This is a genomic window from Candidatus Mycoplasma haematohominis (assembly GCF_902712995.1).
In the GTDB taxonomy this organism is placed as follows: Bacteria; Bacillota_I; Bacilli_A; order Mycoplasmatales; family Mycoplasmoidaceae; genus Eperythrozoon_B; species Eperythrozoon_B haematohominis.
In genome coordinates this window covers 27,584-46,251 of record NZ_CACTIB010000019.1, presented here as the reverse complement: position 1 = coordinate 46,251, position 18,668 = coordinate 27,584, and the positions used below count along the sequence as shown (strand labels likewise).

Sequence of the window (18,668 nt, the reverse complement as noted above, 5' to 3'; positions counted from 1 at the left end):
AATTGAAGGTCTTATGATTACTCAGCTACTTCTTAATAACTTATGAATAATTAAAAAAAATTACTAAGGTTTTTTAGGTGGATTGTTGGTTTTATACAACAATCTAACTGCGCATCAGAAAGTCTTTCCTTCGAAAGGATCAGTAGTTGATATCTTTTTGTAATCTTCAGGTTTTTTCCCTTCAACATAACAATAATCATCCTTATCTTTTTCTTCAAAATCTTCTTTGAAATTACCCTGCATAGCATTCTTTACATAATCTTCAGCTGTTGTAGGGACAGAACAAAATAAAGCTACTTCCTGGAATAAATCTACTTTTGGTTTTTCATCTGGTTTTCCATCCATCTGATCAATAAAGTCTTTAGTTAAGTAAAAGTTTTCTCTTTCGAATTCTTTTTCTAAAGTTTTTAGACATTTGTCCTTAACAACCTTTATATGATCTCCATTTATTTCTGATGCATCACTGAAACCCTTATCTTCTTTTCCTGCAAGAATTTTTTTCACATCTTCTTCATCCAAAAAACTTTGTTTTGTTCATCACTTCTTATCTCCTTCTGCTTTAAATCAGCTAAAAATTATTTGTTTAATACTTTCATCAACCTTGTCTTTATAGTTATTATCTGAAAAAACATGAAACTTATGTCTACTTAATACATCCTTAATCTTTGGCTCTGTACATCATTCTCTTAACTTAGCTACTTGGTTTTTATTTTTTTCTTCTTCATCTTCCGGATATTCTTTTTGTAAAGCCTGCAAACAAGCATTCCTAAATTCCTCTATTTTTCCTTCATCTGGTTTCGCTATTGTCTTTAAATGTTTAGTCTTATCTTTGGATTCAAAAGTTTTAGCATTGAAATCAAAAACAACTCCTCCTGTAAAAAGCTGATTTTCACTGTAAGAAAAATGATCATCTTTATTTGGATATAGCCTTTGAAACATCGCATTTCTAATTACTTCTTTTTTTGTGTCTTGAGTAAATACCTTAAATCTCTTATTGTCTATCTTTTCAGAAAAAGTGACTACTTTTCGTTTAGCAGGTTGTAATACTGTTGCAGGAATTGATGGAGTATCAGCAATTGGCAAATCAGGATTTACCTTATCTCCAGAATTCAAAGAATCTGAATCAACAAAATATAAATTACCTGTCTTTCCAAAATAAAGCTTGATTCCAGTTCCTGTAGAGCCAACAACTAATAAAGGAATCCCGTAACGGTTGAAAAAATAATCAAATATTCTCATGTTCTTTCAAAAGCCATAAAAAGCCTATATTTATCTGTGGTGCGGCCATTTTAAGAAGGGGCATGCTTTTCAAACTGAAATTAAAAAATACAGACAAAAAACTTAGGTGAATGAAGGATTTATAGTTACATAACTACTTATTAATGATCCTTGAATAACAAAAAACAATCTCTTCTGAGCTAACTTAAAAACCTACCTTCTCCAATCCATATGTCAACCGTAGTATCCATAAGATCCTGTTTTAATTTTGTTTCTAGGTTTTTTATGGGTGGAAGGTTTTCAATCTATATGCCATCCGTAATAACCAAATCCTCCTGGTTTAACTTCACTTTTCTCTTTTGTTTTTGGCGGAACTTCTGGAGATTTAGGTAGAGGTATAACTTTAGCTGGAGGGACTTCAGGTTTTTTCTTTGGCGTTTCTTTAGGAGGCTTAGGCTTTGATTTTTTTATTTTTCTTTCGAAATCATAAAATTTAATTTTTCTTTCTCCTTTATTAAGTCCATCAAAAATTGAAAAACCATACTTGTTTTTATCCTTTAACTCGAACAACCATAAATAAACATCATTGCAAACATCTTTATTTCTCCCATCTAAACCAAACCAACAACCTAATCCATCTAGAATTCCATCCCAGGAAAATCCCGAATCTTCTGCCTTCCTTGAATCAAGTTTGCTTTCCCCGGACTTCTTTTTACCTTTTTCCTTATTAAGTTCGTCAAGTATCTTCTGTTTTTTTTCTTTATTTTCCGATCTAGTTAATTCATCTAAGTCTGGGGGTAATTTCCATAATCAATCTCACACATCATCGCAAAACTTTTTCTCTCGACCCTCTAAACCAGATTTATCGCATTTTAAAGCGCTTCTAATACCACCATTAGAAAGATCGTTAGTAGTTACAGAAACAGTAGGTTCTGCTTCTACTTCTAATAATTGAAGATTTTCAGAGGGGGGGTGCCGTAACCACTACCAACTCCAGAGTTAGCTAAAAGAACCGTAGAAGAAATACCTAAACCCAATAAAGCGAAAAGACCAACAAATAAACCTATGAAAGCCACAATCGTTTAATTAAATTTCCAGAAATTTTATACTTTAAAAAATCTAAACCTTAAAAAAAATATTTATTCTTTTCCTCCGTACATAGCTTTAACACCACATCAGAAGCCTTTACCTTGAGCTGGTTGGTAGGTATATCACTCATAGTTATTTAATTCATCTAAAGAACAAACTAAACCTCTATCAGCACTTTGTACATGTGTTTTAGCTTTCAAATTATTTTTCAAATATTCCTCTGCTGTAATAGGTTTTGTACAGAAATAAGTAGCTTCAAAGAAGCTATCTACAGAAAGAGTTGATTTGTTAGGACTTGTTGCACCCTGCAAGAAATAAGTAGATAAAGGAAAGTTTTTTATCTCCGGAGTTTTTTGAAGTTCAACCTTACATCTTTCTTTAAATAAAGCTATATGCTTATCTTCAACATCACTCACTTGTTTTATTTCTTTGATATTCGAAGATTTGCCAATTAATTGTTCTAAATCTGAAGCACTAAAGAAAGATTGTTTTTCTCAGTAGTTATAAGAATCACTCTTAAATCCTTTAGTTAATCATCCGCCAGAAATTACTTTTTTCCAATCGTCGTTATCTTTATCTGAATCTGTATCTAGTAAAGTAAATCCATTTCTAGTTAACAGATCTGAATTAGTTTGAATTACAGTACACCACTCAATTAATTTATCTAGTTGATCTTTTTTAGATTCATCATAGGGTTTCTCTAAAGCTGTAGCGCAATCATGCTTGTGCTTGGTAGATGCAGTATTTTCAGGAGACTGAATTCCATTAATAACAAAATCTAAACTTTGACCAGATTCTGAAACTGTTTTCCCTTTAGCTATCTCATGAGAAGTTAAAACAAGATCAGAACTTCCAGGAAATAAATCGTTTGCTTTGTAATGAAGTGAAGTAAGATGAGGATCTAATTTATGTAATAGAGATAATTTAGATTGTCTATGTTCTGAACTATTATCAATAACTTTGTACCCTTTATCTTCTATAGCGCTTTTAAAAGTTGCTACTTTAGGTATGATCTCTTCTAAATCATCAATTTTTATTAATTGAAAAACTGGTAATGAACTATTAGCATCAAGTTTAGAAGCAAATTCCCTTAAATAAATCTTTATTCCTCCCCCTACTGAACCAGCAGTAAGAGTAGTAATTCCTAAGAAATTAAGTAAACTCGCAAGTTTTGTTTTTTGTCTCAACATAATTCCGTAAATTCCATTTTTTTAGAATTTGTAGCGGCCATTTTATTTAGGAAGACTATCTTGAAGAAAAAAACTAAACAAAAATAAAAAAATTTAATATCTGAAAAATACTTAATGACAAAAACTATGGTATAAAAATCTTGACTATAAAAAATAAATGGAGTTTTGCTAACTAGATATTCCCTAATCTTCTTCAAGTTTTTTGCTCTATTCTCAATATCTTTCTCCTACTTTTTTCGGTTCTTTAACTATCTTCTAAAAATTCAATAATAGAAGGGTAAGAAACTAATTTACTGAAGAGATTTGCTTCTCTCTTTAAAACACAAATAGCAAAATTTTTCTAATTAAGACTCTTTAGGTTTAGTTTCATATAACAACCTTACCGCGCATCAGAAAGTCTTGCCTTCAAATGGATCAGTGGTTGATATTGTTTTGTAATCTTGAGGCTCTTTTCCTTCAATATAACAATAATCTTCCTTTTCTTTCTCAGTAAAAGTAGTTTTTAGAATACCTTGCATAGCTTCATTTACGTACGATTCCGCTGTAGTAGGAACAGAACAAAATATTGCTACTTCTTGGAATAAATCTACTTTTAGATCAGATGGATCATTCATCTGATCAATGAAATCTTTAGTTAAATAGAAATTTTTTCTTTCAAAATTCTTATCTAGTTCTTGCAAACATTTTTGTTTAACAAATTCTACTTGTTCTTTTTCTATTTCTGATTCACTCTTAAATCCTTCTTCTTTGCCTTTCAGAATTTGTTTTACTTCATCTTCTGAAAAGAAACTCTGTTTCTCTCACCATTTAGTTTCTCCTTCTTTCTTAAATCAACCTACAAGTATTTTCTTTATGCTTGGTTCAATTTCTTTTTCATATCTACTATCTGAAAAAACATGAAACTTATGTCTACTTAATACGTCTTGAACTTTAGGCTCTGTACATCATTCTCTTAACTTAGATATCTGGCCACTTTCATCTTTATCGCTAGGATATTCTGTATTTAAAGCCTTAAGACAAGCTTCTCTATATTTATCTACTTCTGTATTTTCAGGTTTCTCTATTGTTTTTAGTTCTTTAGCATTGTCTTTTGTATAAAGGGATTTGGCTTTAAAGTCAAACTTAATACCTCCTGCAAAAAGTTGAGTTGCGCTGTAAGAAAAATCTTCATCCTTATTTGGATATAGCCTCTGAAACATAACATTCCTAATTACCTCCTCTGTAGTTTGCTCAGAAAAAACCTTAAATCTACTATCTATCTTGTCTGCAAAAGTAGTTTTTTTAGGTTTAGGAGGTTGAACGATTGCTGTTGGTTGAGAAACAATATTTATGCCTGCCTGGGAAGATCTATCAGCATTTTCTTCCCCTTCTAGAGAATTAAAAATTTGTGAATCTCCATAGGTCAAATAGCCTACTTTTCCAAAGTAAAGCTTTATTCCAGTTCCTGTAGAACCTAAAACTAATAGAGGAATCCCGTAACGATTGAAGAAGTAATCAAATATTCTCATATTGCCTTAAAAGCCATAAAAAAGCCTGTATTTATCTGTGGTGCGGCCATTTTAAGAAGGAACATGTTTTTCAAACTGGAATTAAAAAATATAAGCAAAAAACTCAAGTAAATAAAGTCTTATATAGTTCAATCAACGATTTACCTATTTAATAATCTGTGTAAAAAATTATTTGAAGTCTTATCTAGTGGGATTTATTCTGTTGATTTTTATTTTCATACAATAGCCTCACTGCGCATCAAAAAGTTTTTCCTCCGAAAGGATCAATAGTTGATACCTTTTCATAATCTGTAAGTGATTTATCAGCAACATAACAATAGTCTGTCTTATCTTTATCTAGAAAATCTTTTTTAGAAACTCCTTGCATAGCATCTTTTACATAATCCTTAGCAGTTGTAGGAACAGAACAAAATAAAGCTACTTCTTGAAATAAATCGACTTTTAATTTAGATGGATCTTCCATCTGATCAATAAAATCTTTAGTTAAATAGAAGTTTTCTCTATTAAATTCTTTTTCCAGTTCATCTGAACATTTTTTCTTAACAAATTCTATTTGTTCCTGCGTTACTTCTGATTCTCCCTTAATTCCCTCTTCTTCTTTATCTTTCAAAATTTGCTGTACTTCATCTGCAGAAAAGAAACTTTGCTTTTCTCATCATTTAGTTGCTCCGTCTTTCTTAAATCAACTAGCCAATATTTTTCTTATGCTGTCATCAATTTGGCCTGCATGTTTTTTCTCTGAAAACAACTTAAATTTATGTCTGCCTAATACATCTTTAACTTTTGGTTCTGTACATCATTCTCTTAACTTAGCAACTTGACTTTCATCTTTACTTTCTGGATATTCCGTTCTTAAAGCAGTTAAACAAGCTTGCTTATATTTTTCTACTTCTTTATTATCTGGCTTCTCTATTGTTTTAAGTTGATGTTTATTGTCTTTTGTATTAAGAACTTTAGCCTTAAAACCAAAACGAATTCCTCCTTTAAATAATTGAGTATCACTATAAAAAACTCCTCATCTTTATTTGGATATAGCCTCTGAAACATAACATTTCTAATTACATCCTCTGTAGTTTGGTCAGAAAAAACCTTAAATTTAGTACTATCTATCTTGTCTGCAAAAGTAGTTTTTTTAGGTTCAACAACAGGAGTAATGGCTGGCAATTTCTGATCAGCATTTAAATCAACAATAGGTAAGTTTTGAGCTTCATCAATCCCCTCTAAAGAAATAAATACTTCTGAATTTCCAGAAGTAAGATAGCCTACCTTTCCAAAGTAAAGCTTGATTCCAGTCCCTGTGGAGCCAACAACTAATAAAGGAATCCCGTAACGATTGAAGAAGTAATCAAATATTCTCATGTTCCCTTGAAAAACATATGTGGTGCGGCCATTTTAAGAAGGAACATGTTTTTAAGACAAAAAATAAAAAATAAGAACAAAAAACGTCAGTAAATAAGTCTCTTATAGTTAAATCAACAACTTACCTATCAACGAACTTAAACAACAAAACAATGTCTAGGTTCTGAAAAAACTTATAGATTAATGCTTATTATTAGGCGGATTTTTAGTTTCGTACAATAGTCTTACTGCACATCAAAAAGTCTTTCCTTCAAATGGATCAGTAGTTGATACTTTTTTGTAATCAGTAATTTGCTTATTATCAAAATAGCAATAATCTTTCTTATCTTTGTCTTCAAAATCTGCCTTGAAATTTCCCTGCATAGCATCTCTTACGTAATCTTCTGCTGTTGTAGGTTCAGAACAAAATAATGCTACTTCTTGAAATGCATCAACTTTTGGTTTAGGGGAAGGTTGATCAGCCATTTGATCAACAAAATCCTTTGTTAAATAAAAATTCTCTCTTTCAAATTTCTTATCTAATTCGACCAAACATTTATCTTTGACAATCTTTATATTTTCTGGAGTTATTTCTGATTCTTCCTTAAATCCATTTGATTTTCCGTTCAAAATTTGTTGAATTTCATTTTCCGAAAGGAAACTTTGTTTCTCTCATCACTTATGATTGCCATCTTCCTTAAATCAACCAAAAATTATTTTCTTAATGTTCTCATCTGCCTTAGCTTTATATTTATCATCTGAAAAAACATGAAATTTATGTCTACCTAGCACATCTTTAACCTTAGGTTCTGTACATCATTCCCTTAATCTAGCAACTTGATCGCTACCTCCATTCGCTTCTGTATATTCTGTTTGTAAAGCTTTAAGACAAGCTTCCTTAAATTTATTTACCTCTGTACTATCAGGTTTTTCTATTGTTTTTAGATGCTTAGTTCCGTCTTTAGAATTGAATGTTTTTTCTTTAAATTTAAAACTAACACCTCCTTTAAAAAGTTGATCTTTGCCATAAGTAAAGCCATCATCCTTATTTGGATACAACCTCTGAAACATAACATTCCTAATTACCTCTTCTGTAGTCGATTCAGTAAAGAGTGTGAATTTCTGCTTGTCTATCTGATCTGAAAAAGTATTTACTTTTGGTTTAGGAGGCAAAGAAGGCTGTGTATTAGGATCATCTGCTTGAAAATTATTTAAATTCTCTAACTCCTCTAAAGAACTAAAGATTTCTGAATTTCCAGAAGTAAGATAGCCTACCTTTCCAAAGTAAAGCTTGATTCCAGTCCCTGTAGAACCGACAACTAATAGAGGAATCCCGTAACGGTTAAAAAAGTAATCAAATATTCTCATGGCGCTTTGCAAATCATATTTGGTGCGGCCATTTTAAGAAGGAAGATATTTTTCATATTGAAATTAAAAAATAAAGACAAAAATCCTTAACTCATGAGAGTTTTTATATATAAATCAAGTGTCTTATTTATAAATAGAAAAACAAAATTGCTCTAATTTCTCAACCCCACAGATATTCAAAGTGCTCTGCGCTCTTTTTGCCTTTACGAAATTTTCCTCTTTATTTTTTTCTTAAATTTATAAAAAATAATTCTTAAACTTCTCTTTGAGAATCATTTGAAATCAAGATACTTTTCTAAAGAACTAACAAATTTTTAAATTAACTTATTAAGGCTTTTTAGGTTTTGTTTCATATAACAGCCTTACTGCACATCAGAAGGTTTTTCCTTCGAAAGGATCAGCAGTTGATACTTTTGCATAATAAGCTGGTTGCTTTCCATTTACATAACAATAATCATTCTTAATTTTGCTATCAAAATGATTTCTTAACACCCCTTGCATAGCATCTTTAACATAATCTTTTGCTTCAGTAGGAACAGAACAAAATATTGCTACTTCTTGAAACGCATCTACTTTTAGTGATGACTTATTATTCATCTGATCAATGAAATCTTTAGTTAAATAGAAGTTTTCTCTTTCAAAATTCTTATCTAGCTCCTTCAAACACTTATCTTTAACAATCCTTATTTGATTTACAGTAACTTCCTTTTCATTCTTAATTCCTACACTTTCTTTCCCATTAAGAATCTGCTTAATTTCATCTTTAGAAAAGAAACTTTGTTTTTCCCATCATTTATGATTTTTCTCTTTCTTAAATCAGCCAGCCAATATTTTTCTTATGCCTGCTTCAACTTGTTTGTCATGTTTAGGATCAGAGAAAACTTTAAATTTATGTCTACTTAGTACATCTTTAACTTTTGGTTCTGTACATCACTCTCTCAATCTAGATAATTGGTTATTTCCATCTTTATCATTTGTATATTCAATCTTTAATGCAGCTAAACAAGACTGTTTAAAGTCATTTACTTGTTTGTTGTCTGGTTTAGATATTGTCTTTAAATGTTTTTTATGTTTAGATTCAAAATTTTTAGTCTTAAAGCTAAAGCTAATGCTTCCTTTAAAAAGTTGATCTGCTCTGTAAGAAAAAGCATCATCTTTATTGGGATAAAGCCTTTGAAACATAATATTCCTAATTACATCATCCGAAGTATTCTCATTAATTAACTTAAATCCGGTTCCAGATATTTTCTTAGCAAAAGTAACTATTTCAGGAACGGAAGGTTCTGGCTGTTTAACTGGAGGAGGTAGTTCGGCAGGCGCCTTTGGTTGTTCACCAATATCTTGTGGTTGATCTGCCTGAAAATTATCTAACTGCTCTAGTCCTTCTAAAGAACTAAAGATTTCTGAATTTCCAGAAGTAAGATAACCTACTTTTCCAAAATAAAGCTTTATCCCAGTTCCTGTAGAACCAACGACTAATAAAGGAATTCCGTAACGGTTGAAGAAGTAATCAAATATTCTCATGTTCTCTTGAAAAACATACGTGGTGCGGCCATTTTAAGAAGGAACATATTTTTCATATTGAAATTAAAAAATAAAGACAAAAAGCTTAGGTGATCAAAAGCCTTATATTTAGATAACTAGATTAAGTAATGGTTTTAAAAATCAAATATTTAGCCGACCAAGAAACAAATTTAAGATACTTTTATTCAGAGATTTAAAAAGAAAATTCTGTAAAAAATAGATACCAAAAATCACAAATTAAATCCTCTTATAATCTGATAATTCCCTTACTCCGCATCAGAAAGTTCTACCTCAAGAAGGAGAATTAGTCATTCAAACATAATCATCCTTTAATTTATCTACAGGAGGAAAACAGTAGTGTCCAGAAACAACTTTATTTTTTACTTTTCTTAATAAGGTCTTCTCTATATAATCCCTGGCACTTCTAGGTTTAGAACAAAACAAAGCTGTTTCCTGAAACTCATCTACTTCTCCTAAACCATTTGCTTGCTTCAAGAAATCAGTATTAAGTGGAAAATTCTTTCGTCTAAATCCTTTAGAAAGAGAAATCTTACATACTCTCTTCAATATAGCTATATGCTCTTCAGTAACCTCTTCAACCTTTGTAATTCCTTTATCTCCTGCTATTTTTTTAGAATTCTCTTCTTTAACTAAATTTTGAGACTCTCAATACTTAACTCCAGTATCTGCATCGATAGAAAATCAACCTCCAGCTATTACTTCTTTTCAAATCTCATCATCTTCATCACTATCAGTCTCCAATATTTCAAAATCATTCCTAATCAATACATTCTCAATAGTTGGAATAGTACAAAACTTCTTTACTTTCTCCAATAAATCATGCGAAAAAATCTCATCCAATAACTTTTTACATTCTTTCTTTATCTCTTGTTCCGCTAATTTAGATGGATAATTCATATTAATTCAAGAATATCTCCTGACTTTCTGAGGTTCTGTAGCTGTTGGTTCAGGATTAATAATCACATTATTTTTAGAAGTAATAGCTATAAAAGAACTATCCTCAGATAATCAATGCTTAGGATATAGTTTTCTAGTTTCTATAGGATCTAAATCTTGTATAAGAATGCTCTTAACTAAATCAGAATCAGAGCTGTCTTCTACAACAATAAATTCCTTATTAAGCAACAACTCTCTAAAAGTTAAATCACCAACAAGAATTCTTAAATGCTGAATATCCCTGAAATAAATTTTTGCTCCTACTCCTATTGAACCAATAGTAAGAAAGGTTATTCCTCAGATGGGAAACTTAAATGTTTTCTGTAGATTCATGGAGCGAAAGTATTCACTTTGTGGCTCCGCATTCTACAAATTGACTTCATATTTTCAGCTAAAAAAGAAATAAAAAAGCAAAAAGTAGATAATGAATTTGTGATTAATGAAACAAGATAATCAAGGTTCTAAAGTTATCTAAAAAGAGGATTTGTTGGTGTAAGCTCTTTAGATGTTCAATCATCATATTTAACCAACTGACTCCTTGTAGAAACTCCAGCAACTAAATTCCCATTTCCCCTTGTCTTCAAGATATCTAGTCAAAGTTTTCTTCTATTGAACAAATTAGTACATAGGAGTTCTCCGTATTCTGTGCTTGTTCAATTATCGTAAAACTTCTCTTTTTCGTCTCCTTTTCATTTATCTGTTTCCTCAATTGTGTAGAGAAATACTTTTTTATTCTCCTTATTCTTTCATTTCTTAATCAAATATTTCCTATGATTAGTCTTGTCAACCTTATCAAAGTTATTATCGTTAGGATTTATTTTTTCTATTGTCCTAAAAGTGTTTTCTAAATTTCAAACTCTTCTATTTGGAGTAACTCAAAGCTTAAAAGTAAGTCATGTATCTATTAACTTGTCTCTATATTTCTCAGTATTAGAAACATCTTGAGAAAAATAAAAACTCTTGCTTTCTCTCTGAACCCCTTTAAGATCAGGCCACTTAATCCTATGATTTAAAGAATCAATACTGGCAGTGCTAAGCACAGCCTCCAAACTACTAAGGGTTGAAAGTCGCACGATAAGAAACTTAAAAAGAACCTATATTTTTAACACAAAAACTTACTTAAATCCGATTACTTTCTGAGAAGCTTCATCTATTGCGGATTTAGGAATATCACTTACATTTATTACAAAAGTAGTATTTGTTCTGGCATCAAATATTCCTAATTTCTTAATATCTTTAAATAACTCCTTATTCTTATCTGATCTAAGGCCAAACAAATAAAAGACCAACAACTCTAGAGTCTCAACTTTATTTAATCCTTCTCCAGGTCTAAAAGCTTTTATATGTCAGAAAGTATCTCCAGCCACAAAATGTCTATCAACTACATTTATGAATACGCAATCAGCTCTTACCTTAGAAAAATCCAATTCTGAAGCGTCATTAACCAAACCAACTAAATCAGAAAAATCACATATTCTTTCAAACAAATCCCTAATATCATTCATAGACTTAGCTCCTACATTAACTGACTCTATTCCAGCATCAACATCAGAATAATAGGAATTAAATCCAGCCAATCTAACAGTTGAAACTATAGAATCATCGTCTAATCCTCTTACATAACTCAAAAGAACCTTAGAGTTATGTCTTCAGTTTTCTGTATAGTCAATTTCAGGATCATCACTATACGTGTTCGCTATTTTCAAAGCCAATTTAAAGATAACCTCTGGTTCTGCCTCTAACTTAATAAATCTAAATAAATAAACAGAAGCAATACTTATCAATAAAGAAGAGGTAAATTCCTCATCTCCTATTTCCAAAGTAGTTGGTAACTTTGTTGTAGTAAATAAAGCAGGATCTAATACACCATTACCAGGCTGTTCATAGAAGAAAACTCTTTCTTCAGGAGTAACTGCTATACAATCTGACATAACTCTACTTATTAAATACAATCACTTGATCTGCTACAACCTTTAAAACATCCTGAGAAATATCACTTAAATTAACAACAAAAGTATTATTAGTCCTAGCATCAAATATTCCTAACTTAGTCACTTTACTAAACCAATTTGAAAATTGTCTAGCTCTAGAAAGAAACATGTAATAAATAAGTAACTCAAGTGTCTCCTCTTTACTTAGTACCTCTCCTGGAGAAAAAACAGTTAATTTTCAGAAAGTATCGCCATCTAAAAAGTGACTGTATACACCGGGAATTAGTATCCTTACTGATCTAATTCAATGTATACTTACAAACTCAGAAGGATCATGCTTCAAACCAACTGAAGAACCGAATTCAGCCATTCTGCTAACTAGTTGTCTAATATTCGCTACGCTCTTATCTCCAACAATCAACTTATCCAAAGTTATCTCTTCATCTGGATAATAAGAATGAAATCCAGTTAATCTAATAGCTGCAACAATAGACTGATCATCTAATCCCTTAATCTGAAATAGAAATTCATTAGCTTTATCCCTTCAGCCTTTAGAAATAGGAATATCAGGATCATCACTATTCTCATCTGCCACTTGCAAAGGTATTGCGAAAACATCCTCATGATCAGCCTTGAAATTCAAAGCTCTATATAAATAAACAGTAGTTAACTTAACTAGCGATTGAGGAATATCATCCACATCACTAACTTCTATAGTCGTTGGTATATGGGCAACCTTAAATAAATTAGGATTTAATAAACCTTCACAGGTTTGAACATACTCTCTTGCTCTTTTCTCTGGACTGATAGACAGTAGTAGCTCTTCGTTTAACATTTGGTTTTTTAAATTAAATTAGATTCTAGACTTTTTTAAGCTTAAATTAACAAAAAATAATTTACTACAGATTGCTTAAATGAAATGCTTTTGAGAGGAAGACGAAATATTCCTGCCAAACAAAAAATTTATACTTCAATATATACCTAACTATCTGAGTTTGTGTTGAAAAAGCAACATTAGTGAGAAGCAATTATTAAATTTCCCGTATAAATATAAAGAATAAAGATATTTAATGTCTGAAATCAGAAGAGTAGTTCGTCCACAAAATATAAGTGGCGACACCCCCCAACAAATCGAAGCTTTCAGAGCCCCTCTGACTCCAACAATGGTTATTGCTGGAGCCGGATCAGGAAAAACTCTTGTTCTAGCCAAAAGATTTGAATATTTAGTAAGAGAAAAAAACATAGACCCAACCAGAATATTAGCTATTACCTTCTCAAGAAGAGCTACAACCAACATGAGAAGGAGAATATTTAAGTTGCTGGAAGATGGGCAAATAGATAAAGAAGTTCAGAGTAGATGTCGTAAATGTACATTCCACAAAATCTCAATTGATCTGCTGACAGAGGAGATATCAGTTAACTGAAAAGAAAGACAAAAAATATGTCACGATAAAAAAAACAGACTGATAGTGAAAGACCTAATAAATCTTCTTGAATTACCTATTAGTAGCTCAGGAGATGCTTTAGAAATAATTACAGGACTGAGATGAATCTGTAAAAAAGACGAAAGAGATGAATTTACTGTTGAAGAACTAATAGATGTCGCAGAAGAAGTTGTAACTGGAGATCCTGGAAGAATACTTGAAAAATTCCCTCATGAGATGATGCTTAAGCTTTATAGAGCTCATGACCAAAAATTTAAAGAAATGGGTATGTACTCATTTGACGATATCCTACTTACTGCCCATCAATTCCTAAGAGATCCAAAAGTAGCAGAGAAGTGATCATCTAGATTTGACGCTATTCTATGTGATGAGTTTCAGGATATAGATGATGTTCAATTCGAAATAATAAAAAAACTATGTTCCAAGAATGCAAGTATCTTATGCGTAGGAGATCCAGACCAATCCATCTACGGCTTCAGGGGAGCTGTTTCAGATATCTTCACTAAATTCAAAGACTACTTTGAAACGCAAGGAAAAGAAGTAACCATCAGAAAACTAGAACTAAACTTCAGATCTACTCCAGAGATACTAGAAGTATCAAACAAACTTATTGAACCAAACCACAAAACAGACGAACTATCTAAAACTCTTAGAGCTTACAACCCTTCAATAGGTCTTCCAGTTAAATTACACCTAACAAACTCCAATGAATCAGAAGAAAACCAAATAATAAACAAGATATTAGAGCTAAATGAAAAATATAAGGTTCCCTTCAAAGAAATGGCAGTCTTAGCCAGAAATAGAAAGCACAGAGAAGAGATTGAATTTAAGTTACTAAGGAAAAGAATTCCTTACGAAAACAGAGAAACTATTAATCAAGACCTAAGAAGAGAAGAAGTAAAAGACCTAATATGCTGACTAAACATAGCTGTAGGAGGATCTGTAAAAGTACAAGGTTCCGCTATGAAAAGAGTCATAAATAAACCAAGAAGAGGACTAGGAGATAAGAAAATTGCGGAACTATTCAGTGCAGGACCAGAAATAGCCTACCAACAAATCATGAAACACAGCACAGATCCAAAAATAATTGACTTTAGAAGAACCTGCCTAACCATAAAAGCAATAGCTAACAAACCAGACTCAGAAGTAGACATACAGAAAAAAATCCATGCAATTCTAAAAGAAGTAAAAATATTTGAATACTACGAAGAAAATGCAAGTAAATACAACCGTATAAAAAGCTTCCTGGAAAGTACGATGTCAAATGCCAAAAACATAGAACAAGTAAAAGAAGGAATAATAAATTTCAACCCTAGAAGTCTAGACGGAGACAACCTAATGATCAGCACAATACACGGAGTAAAAGGACTAGAGTTCGACTACGTCTTTTTAATGAAACTAAATGAAGGAAAGCTACCATCAAACATCTGCATAAAAAAACAAGAAAGAAACAGAAAAAACATAGATTACATAGCAGAAGAAAGACGGCTAACTTATGTTGCCATGACCAGAGCAAAAAAAGGATTATTCCTCTCCACCTCAGCTAAAGATGATGGTAAATCTAGATTCCTAGCAGATGTAGAACATCTAATACCCAATCCATTAATAGACAACTTAGAAGATATAGATGAAAGAGATGACTTAATGGATGAGCTAGAAGACGGAGAAGGTATAAACCTAAATGAAGAAGAAATAGTAGTTGATTTCGATGAAGATGATGAAGAAAACGAAGGGCAATGATCAGAAGAAGAGGCGGAACTAATTAGCGAAGATGAAATAATTGATGAAGATTAATTGAGAAGCATTAACTCCTTCTGAAATAGAAGTACTCAAAAACCCCTTTAAACCAACAATAATTAGCGGCTGAAGCAAAAAGGATACTCACAAAATAGCATCTATAAAGATAAGAAACCTTATATCACTTAAAAAAATAGAAAGACCAGAACAAATATTAATTTGCTCCTACGATCCTAAAGACTTAGACCTATTCAAATTACAACTCAAAAATACTCTAGAAGAAGATCAAAAATTCTGAATAAACCACATTGAATATCAAGAATACAAAGACATAGAAAAAAGATATCTGTCAAAAAGAAAAATGTCTGATGGAACAGAAAAACTACAGGTCAACAATATGCAAATGGCCAAAGACAAAAAACTTGTCTTCCTTCTAGGAAACATAAGTAGCCAACCTCAACAAATAAAAAAAGCAGTTGTAAAAATCCTATTTAAGCACGTAATAATTTTCTTTTGACAATATGAAAAGGATGACATGTCATCCTTTGGCTCTCCAGATGAATACATCTCAATCAACAAAAAAACAATAGAAAACGCAATACAAATCTACCCCCAACACCAAATAGAAATAGATGACAACGAAATAAATAAAATCATCAACTCCACAGAAGAAATACCATTTGACAGCTACTGAATAGTCAAAAAAATCCAAGAAATACAACAACAAGGTCGCTCATATAAAGACTGTCTCATCTTCACTGACACAGAAGAAGAAAAAAGAAAATACAACCTAATATTCCCAGAAGTATTTCAAAATGAATTCAAAATACTCTTAGATTGACTAGAAATAGCTAACTACTTCTATTACGAACAAATAGAAAAACCATTACTAAATTCAGTAACGAAATACAAGTATGAATACCTCTACATACAAGACGAAGAAGAAATAAAGAAAGTAATTAAGAACATACAAAACATAACAAAAATAGAAGAAATATTCCAAGAATTAGGTATCTCCCAACAATTTTCAAACTCAAATCCAGAAATCTGAAAAATCTTCCAATCCATAATAAAAAACTACCCCCTCAAAAAAGATCTAAAAGCAATAAAAGAGAGAATTAAAGAAAAATCAAAAGAAATAAATTACCAACTAGCAAAAACCAAATCAGAAGCATCCAATCCAAAACCCAAATTCGCTTTCCTAACAAAAAAAGAAGAACCAACATCGGAAGAACTATCTCTAGCCAAAGAAAAAATATTCTCCTACTTCCCTCACGAAAACTTAACTTACAAAGAATATGACCCTATAGCCCATAAATCCACTCCAACCATATTCATATCCAACACAAACACAAGACAAGATGCAATCTACAACTACAAAGACAAACCTACTCTACTAGAAGGTCTAACAGAAGAAGAACTAATTCACGACATAAAAGAAAGAGTTGCCATACTCTGTCAACACAATACTCCAACAGAAAAAATATTTATAGTCTCGTCAGATCCACAAAAATGACAAAATCACTTAATTAAATACGACGACATCCAATGCTGCTCCTTCTATGACTTTCTAAATATCCTCACGGAATGTAACAAAAAAATCGAACCGGTAATAACCAAAAAAATCCTAATTCAAACCTGTTTAGAAAAAAATTCAGTTCCAGAAAAAAACTGAAATAAGTTCTACCAAATAATCAACTCCCTATACAAACAAGAAGAAGAAAAAAATAAGAATATAAAGAATCTAGAAAAAAGCTCACTAAAGAATTCACTCAACCCAGAAGAACTAAAAACTCTAGAACAAACCTACAAACTATTCAAAGACATTAAAAAAGAAAACCAACACTTCATAGACTATCTAAATGCTCACACAATACTAAAAGACAAAGAAGGATCAGAAATACAAAAAGCTTGCTACCAAACAATAGGCGCTCTAATAGTCACAGATTATCACTTATTAGCTCCAGAAGAATTATCAGTTCTAAACAACATAGTCCAATACATAGAAAGCGTTCTAATAATCTCAAAACAAAACACTTCTATCTATCAAAACGAAGAACAAATAAAAAACTTTAGAAACCAATTCAATATCTTCGAAAACAAAAAACTATCAGAAGAATACTCTCAAACCTCCAACTATTCCCTTTCTCTCATAAACAAATTAACTAATTCAAATCTAACCAACCCAAACGTACAAGGAAAACAACCAATCTCCTACATCACAACTTCCCTTAAAGAAGAAATAGACTGAGTTAAATCAAAAATAAAAAACCTTTCCAATGCAACAATCATAGTTCCAAACCAAGAAAACATAACTCCCCTAAGAAAAGAATTTCCAAATACAACAATACTAAAAATACAAGATATAGAAGACAAAGTATGAGAAAACGTCTTCATCATGCACCTAAATGATAATTTCGGAACATGAAGTCACAAACACATCCACTCCAGACTCTTCTACAAAGCCCTAACAAGCTCCTCCAAACAACTATTCCTCTCAAGCAACTCTAAAAAAATTTCCCCTTTCCTACAAGAAATAAAAGAATTGACAACCATAGAATCAGAGCATGAAGAAGAACTAAAAACTAAACCTATTCCAGAAAAGGAACAAAAACCAGAGCCAGAAGTCGAACAAAAACAAGAAGAACTAACAAAAATCTTTGAATACCCATACGAAGTAGAAAGTTACCACTTCAAAAGCAACAAAGAGAGATGTATAGAAATAAACAAAAGAATACTAGAGGTAGAATCTTGCGGTAAATCCTACCTAATACTAACAACAGACGAATATCACGAAAATCAAATTCTCTCCTACTGTTTTCAAAACAAAAACTTACAATTCCACATAAACAAATTCATAAAGAAAATACTCACTCTATCAGTAATAAACGACGTAAGAATCATATTCTCAGATCTTAAATTCCTATTTTTACAAGACCCTCAATTCAAAAAACTATTCAGAGGAGAATGATCAGACTGCATGACCCTAATAGAAACAATAAATAAATGCAAACAACACATAAAAGAAGAACAAAATCCTACAAACCTACTCCAAAACGTATTTAAGACCATAAAGATCTGAATAAAAAGCGGACAGAATCTAGATGATGAATCCAAAAAACAAATAATAGAAGATATAGAAGACACAATAGATGACTGCAAAAATCTAAATGAATTCATATCTGAAGTATCCAGAAACGACACTCAAATAAAGAAATACACAGAAATAACAGACAAAAAATTCGACTACATACTCATACTCATAGACAACCTAAAACATATAGTCTCCTGCGAAAAAATATGAGGAACAAAAGTCAAAGAAAAAATGCTCTTATTCATAAAAGACAACCTCTAATTCTTTAC

At 31.4% G+C, this 18,668-nt stretch carries 15 protein-coding genes; 2 read left to right on the top strand and 13 right to left on the bottom strand.

Going from position 1 to position 18,668, the window contains the following annotated elements; all coding sequences use genetic code 4:
* Positions 1-63: 63 nt before the first annotated feature.
* From H6411_RS03105 to H6411_RS03050, 13 genes are all read right to left on the bottom strand, one after another.
* Positions 64-1,239 (bottom strand): hypothetical protein, encoded by a 1,176-nt coding sequence (locus tag H6411_RS03105; protein ID WP_216083187.1) that lies wholly within the window; start codon positions 1,237-1,239, stop codon positions 64-66.
* A gap of 192 nt (positions 1,240-1,431) precedes the next feature.
* Positions 1,432-2,040: a hypothetical protein gene (locus tag H6411_RS03100; protein ID WP_216083186.1), complete on the bottom strand. Its 609-nt coding sequence runs from the start codon at positions 2,038-2,040 to the stop codon at positions 1,432-1,434.
* Between the two features lie 122 nt (positions 2,041-2,162).
* Entirely contained in the window at positions 2,163-2,294 is a 132-nt protein-coding gene (locus H6411_RS05920) for a hypothetical protein (protein ID WP_369408494.1), read from the bottom strand.
* A 63-nt stretch (positions 2,295-2,357) separates the two neighbouring features.
* Positions 2,358-3,497, bottom strand: coding sequence for a hypothetical protein (locus H6411_RS03095; RefSeq protein WP_216083185.1), 1,140 nt, complete (start codon positions 3,495-3,497; stop codon positions 2,358-2,360).
* 344 nt (positions 3,498-3,841) lie between these two features.
* On the bottom strand, positions 3,842-5,005 hold the full coding sequence (locus H6411_RS03090; protein ID WP_216083184.1) for a hypothetical protein: 1,164 nt from the start codon (positions 5,003-5,005) through the stop codon (positions 3,842-3,844).
* Positions 5,006-5,189: 184 nt separating this feature from the next.
* Positions 5,190-5,753, bottom strand: a complete 564-nt coding sequence (locus tag H6411_RS03085; protein WP_216083183.1) for a hypothetical protein — start codon at positions 5,751-5,753, stop codon at positions 5,190-5,192.
* A 161-nt stretch (positions 5,754-5,914) separates the two neighbouring features.
* Entirely contained in the window at positions 5,915-6,364 is a 450-nt protein-coding gene (locus H6411_RS03080; protein ID WP_216083182.1) for a hypothetical protein, read from the bottom strand.
* Positions 6,365-6,544: 180 nt separating this feature from the next.
* Positions 6,545-7,711 carry a hypothetical protein gene (locus H6411_RS03075; RefSeq protein ID WP_216083181.1) on the bottom strand — a complete coding sequence of 389 codons (1,167 nt, stop codon included), beginning with the start codon at positions 7,709-7,711 and terminating at the stop codon, positions 6,545-6,547.
* A 327-nt stretch (positions 7,712-8,038) separates the two neighbouring features.
* The gene (locus H6411_RS03070; RefSeq protein ID WP_216083180.1) at positions 8,039-9,235 is read right to left on the bottom strand and encodes a hypothetical protein; all 1,197 of its coding nucleotides are present in this window, start codon (positions 9,233-9,235) and stop codon (positions 8,039-8,041) included.
* A 237-nt stretch (positions 9,236-9,472) separates the two neighbouring features.
* Entirely contained in the window at positions 9,473-10,525 is a 1,053-nt protein-coding gene (locus H6411_RS03065; protein WP_216083179.1) for a hypothetical protein, read from the bottom strand.
* A 134-nt stretch (positions 10,526-10,659) separates the two neighbouring features.
* Positions 10,660-11,232: a hypothetical protein gene (locus H6411_RS03060; protein WP_216083178.1), complete on the bottom strand. Its 573-nt coding sequence runs from the start codon at positions 11,230-11,232 to the stop codon at positions 10,660-10,662.
* A 75-nt stretch (positions 11,233-11,307) separates the two neighbouring features.
* Positions 11,308-12,123, bottom strand: coding sequence for a hypothetical protein (locus H6411_RS03055; protein ID WP_216083177.1), 816 nt, complete (start codon positions 12,121-12,123; stop codon positions 11,308-11,310).
* 4 nt (positions 12,124-12,127) lie between these two features.
* Positions 12,128-12,958, bottom strand: coding sequence for a hypothetical protein (locus H6411_RS03050; protein ID WP_216083176.1), 831 nt, complete (start codon positions 12,956-12,958; stop codon positions 12,128-12,130).
* Positions 12,959-13,193: 235 nt separating this feature from the next.
* Between H6411_RS03050 and H6411_RS03045 the strand changes: the two genes are divergently transcribed.
* Both H6411_RS03045 and H6411_RS03040 read left to right on the top strand, forming a co-directional pair.
* Positions 13,194-15,362 carry an ATP-dependent helicase gene (locus H6411_RS03045; RefSeq protein WP_216083175.1) on the top strand — a complete coding sequence of 723 codons (2,169 nt, stop codon included), beginning with the start codon at positions 13,194-13,196 and terminating at the stop codon, positions 15,360-15,362.
* Positions 15,352-18,660: a hypothetical protein gene (locus H6411_RS03040; protein ID WP_216083174.1), complete on the top strand. Its 3,309-nt coding sequence runs from the start codon at positions 15,352-15,354 to the stop codon at positions 18,658-18,660. The genes H6411_RS03045 and H6411_RS03040 overlap by 11 nt, the downstream gene beginning before the upstream one ends.
* Positions 18,661-18,668: the final 8 nt, after the last annotated feature.